General features: G+C 64.2%; 6 protein-coding genes. 3 read left to right on the top strand and 3 right to left on the bottom strand.

The annotated features are described in order from the left end of the window. Positions 1 to 577 (top strand): hypothetical protein (locus AAF184_25315; GenBank protein MEO0425674.1); only part of this gene is annotated, 577 nt, incomplete at its 5' end. A 22-nt stretch (positions 578 to 599) separates the two neighbouring features. Then, the gene (locus AAF184_25320; GenBank protein MEO0425675.1) at positions 600 to 1,124 is read left to right on the top strand and encodes an SRPBCC domain-containing protein; all 525 of its coding nucleotides are present in this window, start codon (positions 600 to 602) and stop codon (positions 1,122 to 1,124) included. A 20-nt stretch (positions 1,125 to 1,144) separates the two neighbouring features. Here the strand turns inward: AAF184_25320 and AAF184_25325 are convergent, their stop codons facing one another. The 3 genes from AAF184_25325 to AAF184_25335 all read right to left on the bottom strand — a co-directional run bounded on the left by AAF184_25325 (position 1,145) and on the right by AAF184_25335 (position 2,942). Further along, complete coding sequence (locus AAF184_25325) at positions 1,145 to 1,642, bottom strand: hypothetical protein (protein MEO0425676.1); 498 nt, start codon at positions 1,640 to 1,642, stop codon at positions 1,145 to 1,147. A gap of 128 nt (positions 1,643 to 1,770) precedes the next feature. Continuing rightward, positions 1,771 to 2,400 (bottom strand): glycoside hydrolase family 19 protein, encoded by a 630-nt coding sequence (locus tag AAF184_25330; GenBank protein ID MEO0425677.1) that lies wholly within the window; start codon positions 2,398 to 2,400, stop codon positions 1,771 to 1,773. A 140-nt stretch (positions 2,401 to 2,540) separates the two neighbouring features. Further along, positions 2,541 to 2,942 carry a hypothetical protein gene (locus tag AAF184_25335; protein ID MEO0425678.1) on the bottom strand — a complete coding sequence of 134 codons (402 nt, stop codon included), beginning with the start codon at positions 2,940 to 2,942 and terminating at the stop codon, positions 2,541 to 2,543. Positions 2,943 to 3,099: 157 nt separating this feature from the next. Between AAF184_25335 and AAF184_25340 the strand changes: the two genes are divergently transcribed. Next, the coding region (locus tag AAF184_25340; GenBank protein ID MEO0425679.1) for a DJ-1/PfpI family protein at positions 3,100 to 3,457 on the top strand (358 nt) is incomplete at its 3' end.

Consider the following 3,457-nt stretch of genomic DNA (forward strand, 5'->3'; position numbering starts at 1 on the left):
CCTCTCGGCGCTGCCGTTGCGCCTGCGCGAACAAGCGTCGGTCTACGCGCTGACCGATCAGGGCTTCGAACTGACCCGACGCAGCGACGGCCCGTTCACCTGCATCGTCGAACGCAACCACGCCCGATCGATCATCCCCCAGTGCGTGGATGCCGCCGGCGCGGACACCGTGATCCCCGGCATTATCCTCAAAACGAACTGGGTGGCGGAGGGTGTGTCGCTGCAGGAACGTCAGTCGCGCTACGCGGTCTTAGCGGATAAGGGCGAGCTGAAGGCGCCCCCGCGGCCCGGCATCAACTATATGATGTCGGACTACAACTACATCTGGAACGCCCGCGCCGGCGAGCTGATGCGCGTCCCCCCGCACGTCATGTTCTACGCGCCAGGGCTGACCAACGAGGACATCGGCGGCTCGATGGAGCAAGGTATGCGCATCAACCGCGGCGTCCCCTTTATCGTGCAGTCGGGAATCCATGGCTACATCACGAGCATGGTGGAGCGCGCGGCGGATCCCGCCGGCGTCATCGAGGCGTGCGCCGGCGAGCTGCCGGCCGTCGCCGCCGTGCTCGGCGAGTAGCCAACGCAGCGCAGGGAAGGTGATGATGGGCATCATGGAGCTAAGGGGAATATTCGTTGCAGCGGCAGGCATGCTGGTGGCGATGTCGAGCGAGGCCGAGGTGGTGGCCTCGAGCGACACGCACTTTCGCCTGCATCAGGAGGGCCTATCGCCCCTCCCGCCCGCGCAGCTGTGGCAACGCCTGACTGACCCTGCCAGCTGGTGGCACCCGGACCATACCTATTCGGGTGCCGCCAGCAACCTCTCCCTCGACCTCACCGCCGGCGGCCTGTGGCGTGAGGACTGGGATGGCGGCTCCGTCGCCCACGGCGAAGTGTTGCTCGTGCACGTGGGCCGGGAGCTGCGCCTCAACGCGCCGTTCGGTCCGCTTCAAGGGGTAGGAGCGCACGTGGTGTGGTCGATCACCTTGGCGCCCGAGGGTGAAGGCACGCGCGTGACCTTCGATGAGGTGGCGAGCGCTGCCCCTGGCGCTGGCCTTGCCGAGCTGGCGCGCGCGGTGGACTTCGTGAAGAGCGAGGCGATGCGTCGCCTCGTCGGCGCGCCGTAGGGCAGGCGAGCGCGCTGGGCTCAGTCCAGGGCTTCGTAGTGCGTTCGCAAGGTGACTTGCCTGGCTCCATCGTCAGCGATCCGCCAATTCTCCTGGTACACCGCCTGCTCCCGTGGGTGGTAGTCGATGCCTGCACTTCCATCGAGGGTGGATAGGCGGAAGATGCCGTTACTCAACACTTCGCCGCGATACTCCACGCCTGGACCACCATTGAAGTACGCCGTAGACGCGTAGCCGTTGGTCTCGCTGTCGTAGCGCGTCATGGCATGGGCCTCCCAGTAGGGGCGGTCGGCTGGCGGCTGACCTTGGAACGTCACCTTCATGTACTCACCGCCCAGCACCCACTCGTAGCGCAGGTCTCCCTTTCGCTGCTCGCCGTCGTTGAAGGTACTGGTGGTTTGCCAATGGCCGATCAGAAACGCGATGGGCTGCATCGCCTGGTGAGGTTCCCCACGCACCGCCATTGGCATCGCTAAGGACAGGACGGCGAGGAGGGCAAGGGTTGGGGTCAGGCGCATGGTGGGGCATCCGAGTAGCAAGGGGCGTCACCTTAACTGGATGTCTTGACCTGCACCACAGCAGCCCTGGGCCCTGTTGTCGCGCTCTGCGAGGGCGGGCGGCGGCGTTGCAGCCGCCGTAGAGCGCATCAGACCGCGAGCATCGCCAGTAGGCCGTTGGCCTTCAGGAATAGCTCCGAACGATGGGCGAGGCCGTTCTCGCCGCCGTTGACCTTCTTCGTCACCCGGCGCACGTCGCCCCGGTCGGCGATGGTGTTGAGCTTGTTCGTGTCCCAGTAGAACACGGCCGACTGCACGGCGTACTCGATGGCCACTAGCTCTGGCCGCTCCACCACGCGCTCGTCCTCAACCCACTCGGCGAAGGCCTGGTAGTTGCGCTTGCCCGTGAGTTGGATGAGGCCACGTCCCCGGTAGCGCCAGCCGTCGCCGCTCGCCTCGTTGCCGTTACCCATGCGGCCGCCGTACACGCGGTTCGCGATCTGCTCGGGCTGGCGATGGTATTTGTTGGCCTCACGCATGGTCTTGAAGTACTTGGGGAAGACGGCGCGCAGGGCTTTTGCTGAATAGTTCAGGTTCTCCTCATCGAAGCGCATCATCCCGGACTCGTGGAGCACCTGGGAGAAGAAGTGTGCCAGGCGCTCGCGGGTGTCGGCGATGCCGTAGGCGGGGAGGGTGTCCACGAGGTCGTCGATGTAGATGGCGGCGTGGTGTTCTGCCACGCCCATTTCTTGAAGCAGTTCTACGGGAGCTAGCGCCATGGGTGGGTCTCCTTGGGGGCGAGTAGGGTGGTCATTACCCTAAGCGAGGTGAGTGCCCCTAGGGTCTCAAAGACCCTGTCTGGTCTCCAGGCGTTGTGTCGGGCGGCTGGGAGGTCCGCAGCGATGCCTGCGTCGGCTAGCTACTGGACCTCCGCAAGGGAGCTGGCGCGTACCAGCTCCTGCGCTTCGCTCTCAGCCTCGGCGTTGCCGCGCTTGAACGCGACGAAGGTACCGTTGATCACCCAGCCATCGTCGGCAACGCCGTCCAGTCGCGCGCGTTCGGACTCGCAAATCCGATCCGGATCGTCCGTCAGGAGGGTGATCGTGGCCGCGGCGCCGGCGCGTTCCTGCCACCAATCGGACACGTCGCGCTGCAGGAACTCGTAATCGTCTCGCGCGGTGAGTAGGGAGCTGAGGAACGACAGTTCCTCAACGGGAATGGACTTCTCTGCATACTCCTCGAATCCGGTGTCGATGAGCAGCAGCTCTGACCCATCACCCAGATCACCGAGACTTCTGGTGACGAACATAAACAACTTCACGAGAGCTACTTCTCCTTAGGTGTCGGTGATGCCTCGGTGCCCCAGGGACGGTGTCGGCGCATGTAGTATCCCATTCTTACCTCGTGCGGCACGCCTTCTGCTCTACTGATCCAACCCGCGATGAACGGGCTTGGAAAGCGGATAGAGGAGTGCAGGGATGGCTAAGGTACTGATGATCACCGGCGACTACGTCGAGGACTACGAGAACATGGTGCCCTTTCAGGCGTTGATCGCCATGAGGCATACGGTCGATGCGGTGTGCCCGGACAAGCAGGCCGGCGATACGATCGCGACCTCCATCCATGACTTCGAGGGCGATCAAACCTACTCCGAGAAGCGCGGTCACAACTTCGCCTTGAACGCGGATTTCGCCAAGGTCAACGTCGCCGATTACGACGCGCTCTACATTCCGGGCGGCCGCTCGCCTGAATACCTGCGGTTGAACGAGGGTGTGCGAGCCCTGGTGCGTGAGTTCGAAGCGCAGGGAAAGCCCATCGCCTCCATTTGCCACGGCC

This window comes from Pseudomonadota bacterium (assembly GCA_039815145.1).
Classification (GTDB): domain Bacteria; phylum Pseudomonadota; class Gammaproteobacteria; order Steroidobacterales; family JBCBZW01; genus JBCBZW01.

Coding starts and splice junctions, on each gene's coding strand:
- AAF184_25325 (MEO0425676.1), bottom strand. CDS start 1,642: ATGCGCCTGACCCCAACCCTTGCCCTCCTCGCCGTCCTGTCCTTAGCG.
- AAF184_25320 (MEO0425675.1), top strand. CDS start 600: ATGATGGGCATCATGGAGCTAAGGGGAATATTCGTTGCAGCGGCAGGC.
- AAF184_25330 (MEO0425677.1), bottom strand. CDS start 2,400: ATGGCGCTAGCTCCCGTAGAACTGCTTCAAGAAATGGGCGTGGCAGAA.